Origin of the sequence: Serratia sp. (in: enterobacteria), from assembly GCF_046715635.1 — a bacterium.
In the GTDB taxonomy this organism is placed as follows: Bacteria; Pseudomonadota; Gammaproteobacteria; order Enterobacterales; family Enterobacteriaceae; genus Chania.
In genome coordinates this window covers 1-4,560 of the sequence record NZ_JBKJYW010000339.1, presented here as the reverse complement: position 1 = coordinate 4,560, position 4,560 = coordinate 1, and the positions used below count along the sequence as shown (strand labels likewise).

Annotated in this window: 2 protein-coding genes and 2 pseudogenes; 2 read left to right on the top strand and 2 right to left on the bottom strand. The window is 54.7% G+C overall.

Annotated elements, in window-relative coordinates; translation table 11 throughout:
* Window positions 1-408: 408 nt before the first annotated feature.
* Both ACLQ7H_RS17985 and yieE read right to left on the bottom strand, forming a co-directional pair.
* Complete coding sequence (locus ACLQ7H_RS17985) at window positions 409-1,890, bottom strand: amino acid permease (protein WP_411753833.1); 1,482 nt, start codon at window positions 1,888-1,890, stop codon at window positions 409-411.
* Window positions 1,891-2,034: 144 nt separating this feature from the next.
* Complete coding sequence (gene yieE / locus ACLQ7H_RS17980; protein WP_411753832.1) at window positions 2,035-2,913, bottom strand: DNA-binding transcriptional regulator YeiE; 879 nt, start codon at window positions 2,911-2,913, stop codon at window positions 2,035-2,037.
* Window positions 2,914-3,248: 335 nt separating this feature from the next.
* On the opposite strand from yieE, the pseudogene ACLQ7H_RS17975 reads away from it, so the two are divergent.
* Both ACLQ7H_RS17975 and ACLQ7H_RS17970 read left to right on the top strand, forming a co-directional pair.
* A pseudogene (locus ACLQ7H_RS17975) lies at window positions 3,249-4,325 on the top strand (YeiH family protein); the annotation flags it as partial.
* A 110-nt stretch (window positions 4,326-4,435) separates the two neighbouring features.
* A pseudogene (locus ACLQ7H_RS17970) lies at window positions 4,436-4,560 on the top strand (deoxyribonuclease IV); the annotation flags it as partial.

Sequence of the window (4,560 nt, the reverse complement as noted above, 5' to 3'; positions counted from 1 at the left end):
CCATAAGCTCTCCCGCGGGCTTGTTGTCCCAGAGGGGAATCGGGCTGTGGCGTCAGGTACTACTCGGTTAAAGTCTACCCACCTTTGGGGGGGTAATTAAAGTACCTTTAAACATACAAGGGGACTGTTCGAGCTAGCTAATAGCCACAAGAACTTACCTCATCACCGCACCGTACCAGCTCCCTTTTTGCCGGGGAAACAGATCGAACACAATACCTGAACATAGCACTGGAGCAACTCTCGCACCTGGCCACAACTCACCTTCGATGAGGGGCGATCGAGTTTGCTGAGATGACCTCTTTTACTTCCAAAAGAGCAGGGGCTAACAAGCTCCCTCGCCCTGTGGGAGAGGGTTGGGGTGAGGGGGAGATAACGCGGCGGTAACCCGCCGCGTCTAAAGCTAATCGCTTACTTATCAGGGTTCCACTTCGGGAATTCCATTTCGCTGTACTTCACCACTTTGGTGCCGCGCGTCAGCTTATAACCGAACCAGATAATCAGGAACAGTGGAATACCGATGTAGGTTGCCGTCACGCCGTACCAGTCGATACGGTCCGCCAGGAAGGCCTGATAGTTCTGCCCCAGCGTGATGATCAAGCACAGCACGAAGGCAAACATTGGCCCCAACGGGAAGAAACCGGATTGATACGGCAGATCGCTCAGGCTGTGCCCTTGCATCATATAGCCGCGACGGAAACGGTAGTGGCTGATGGCGATCCCCAACCAGGCGATAAAGCCGGTCATGCCCGAGGTATTGAGCAGCCACAGATAAACGGACTGATTACCAAACATCGAGCTAAGGAAGCACAGCGCCGCTACGACGGTGGTGGCATACAGCGCATTACGCGGCACACCGCCTTTTGACAGTTTGGCGAAAATGCGTGGCGCCTTACCTTCCGAAGCCAGCGTGAACAGCATACGGGTTGAGGCATACATCCCGGAGTTACCCGCAGAGAGTACCGCCGTCAGGATCACCGCGTTCATCACCGCCGCCGCAGAGAGCAGGCCAGCATGTTCGAATACCAGCGTGAACGGGCTGACGCTGATGTCTTTCACGTCGTTACGCAACAGGCTTGGATCGGTGTAAGGAATGATCAGGCTGATGATCAGGATCGCGAAGATATAGAACAGCAGAATACGCCAGAACACCTGACGCACCGCGCGAGGAATGTTCTTGCCCGGATCTTCCGACTCGCCCGCCGCGATACCGATCAGCTCGGTGCCCTGGAACGAGAAGCCGACGATCATCGCCACGCCAATCATGGCCGAGAAGCCACCGGCAAACGGCGCATCGCCGATCGTCCAGTTATGCCAACCGGCATTTTCACCGCCCTTCAAGATACCGAAAATCATCAGTACGCCAAGGCCGATAAAGATAATCACCGTGCTCACCTTAATCAGCGAGAACCAGTATTCCGCTTCGCCGAAGCCTTTGACCGAGATGTAGTTAAGCAAGAACATCAAGCCAAGGAACAGGGCGCTCCAGATCCAACCTGGGGTGTCTGGGAACCAGTAGTTCATCACCAACTGTGACGCCACCAGATCGACCGCAATGGTCACCGCCCAGTTGTACCAGTAGTTCCAGCCCAGCGCAAAGCCGAAGCCCTCTTCAACATACTTGGCCCCATAGGTGGAAAACGATCCTGAAACCGGCATAAACGCCGCCAGCTCACCCAGGCTGGTCATCAGGAAATACACCATCAGACCAATCAATGCATAGGAGAGTAACGCGCCACCTGGGCCTGCCTGGGAAACCGTTGCGCCAGAGGCAACAAACAGGCCGGTACCGATGGAACCGCCAATGGCAATCATGGTTAAATGCCGCGCTTTCAGCTCGCGACGTAATCCGGGTGCTTGCTGCCCCGCTGTTTTTATATCCTGCTGAGCCATTCTTACCCTATCTGCTCGTCAAAAATGAGGGCCGAATTGTAACAAATACCCGCCAGCGAACTAGTAACATTGCCCTGATATAAGATAGCTTCATAATCCGCAGACAATTATTAGCAACGGCCCTAGCGGCTACTTTTTGTGATCTTAAGCAGATGTTGGCCCCACGCAGTAGCTCAAGAAACGCTGTAGCGCATTGGAAATGTGTTTTTGCCGGTGATGGATCAGGTACAGCGTGCGCATTAATGGTGGCAGAGGGATACTCAGTTCCACCAATACCCCGCTAGCCAGCTGTTCTTCCACTACGCGGCGTGACAGGCAACTGATGCCGATCCCGTGGCGTACCGCGTGCTTGATCGCTTCCGAATTGCCCAACTCCATTACCAACTGGAAGTTTGGCAGGTGCGCCAGCAACAGATGATCCAGCACTTCCCGCGTGCCAGACCCCCGCTCCCGCAGGATCCAAGGGGCGTTGGCCAGCGTTGCCAGGGTCACCGGTTGCTGTACCAATGGGTTATCCGGCGCGGCAAACACCACCAGCTCATCTTCAAGCCACGGCTGGGTGACCAACTCAGGCATGTGGCACGGCCCTTCAATCAGCCCCAAATCGACACGAAAATCGGCTACCGCAACAATCACCTCCTGACTATTGCCCACGTTCAGTTCCAGCGGAGTAGCGGGAAAATCTTTGCGATAGTGGGCGATCATCTCTGGCAGCATATAGTTGCCGATGGTGCTGCTGGCGGCGATGCGTAACGCGCCGCTGTCATGCAGGAACAACTGTTCTATTTCCCCAGCCTGCTCCAGCAGAGCCAGAGCCTTGGGATATAGCAAGCGGCCATGTTCGTTGATCACCAGGCGTTTACCCACGCGATCGAACAACAACACCTTCAGTTGCCCTTCCAAATCGGCCAGCGCCGCGCTGACCGCCGATTGGGATAAAGCCAACACCACTGAGGCCTGAGTGGTTGACCCGCTTTTCAGCACCTCGGTAAAAACTTCCAGTTGGCGCAAAGTGATATGCATAACAGCCTCGACATAAAGAGAATGGTTATACCCGTCGTCTTTCAAGCTGCAGCGTTGTTACCTGCGCTTGTCGCCTAGCTGCAACTTGAAATCCATAGGGTAAAAGACAAAACCATTTAAATTAAAACACCAAAACATCAGTCACACGGCGTCGGTAAGCTAACCGCCCTGCCTTATAAGATTATCACGTTTACAGCATCAGGCTTGACTGCGTAGCGGGTCCGTCCAGGCAATAACCACTTATTCCGATTGGTTATAAATATATAATCAATTTCTCTTTTAGGTTGTCTGCTTTTATCATTGTGCTCAGGAATTTAGCAGAGGACAAAATAATCATGGCGAGTCACAGCACTCAACCCTATCCCGAACAGCGTTTTCCCCTGTTTGGGCTACCACGGCTGATACCAGGCTTACTGTTGACCGGCGCGCTGACCGCGTTTTCGGTCTGGGCAGGCGATGTTCCCTGGATTGCCGGATTGGGATTAGGCGCCCTGACGTTGGCCATCCTGTTCGGTATCCTGGTTGGTAACACTCTTTATCCGTGGCTACAGCCTAGTTGCCATACCGGCGTGCAGTTGGCCAAACAGCGGCTACTGCGCCTGGGGATCATTCTTTATGGCTTTCGTTTAACCTTCCAGCAAATTGCCGACGTAGGCGCCAGCGGGATCATTATCGATGCTCTCACTCTGGGCAGTACCTTTTTGCTTGCCTGCTGGTTGGGTAAGAAAGTGTTCGGCCTCGACAGCCAAACCACCATGCTGATCGGTGCCGGTAGCAGCATCTGCGGAGCCGCAGCCGTGATGGCTACCGAGCCGGTGCTGAAGGCAGACTCCAGCAAGGTGGCCGTCGCTGTCTCTACCGTGGTGGTGTTTGGTACGCTGGCGATCTTTGCCTATCCGTGGCTATATCAACTGAATGAGCACTTCCAGTGGCTGCCGTTGACGCAGGAAACCTTCGGCATCTACGCGGGTTCGACCATCCATGAAGTGGCTCAGGTGGTTGCTGCTGGCCATGCCATCGGCCCGGATGCGGAAAACGCGGCGGTGATCGCCAAGATGATCCGCGTCATGATGCTGGCCCCGTTCCTGCTGTTGCTGTCTGGCTATATCAGCCGCCAGGCCGGTAACGGCAGCAAGAGTGAAAAATCGGCCATCACCATTCCGTGGTTCGCCGTATTGTTTATCGCCGTTGCCGGGCTGAACTCGTTCAACCTGATCCCAGCCACGCTGGTACAGCATCTGATCACCATCGACACCTGGATGCTGGCCATGGCAATGGCTGCTTTGGGTCTGACCACCCACATTAGCGCGGTACGTCAGGCAGGTGTGAAACCCATTCTGCTGGCGACGCTGCTGTTCGTCTGGCTGATCATCGGCGGCGGTGCAATCAACCTGTTGGTGCAGCACCTGATTTACCCCCCCCTCTTCAGGCCCGAGCATTCGGGCCTGCTTGTTTTACCCCCCGCCATTCAATCCTTCGCTTATCAATGCAATAATGGCAGCGTTAACACAGGAGATTGAGAATGAAGTTTGTCGGTGCACACGTCAGCGCTTCTGGCGGCGTAGATCAGGCCGTGATCCGCGCACACGAATTAGAGGCGACCGCATTCGCCCTGTTCACTAAAAATCAGCGTCAATGGAAGGCCGC

Excerpts from the sequence above, each read along its gene's own strand:
- ACLQ7H_RS17985 (WP_411753833.1), bottom strand. The coding sequence starts at position 1,890 with ATGGCTCAGCAGGATATAAAAACAGCGGGGCAGCAAGCACCCGGATTA.
- yieE (WP_411753832.1), bottom strand. The coding sequence starts at position 2,913 with ATGCATATCACTTTGCGCCAACTGGAAGTTTTTACCGAGGTGCTGAAA.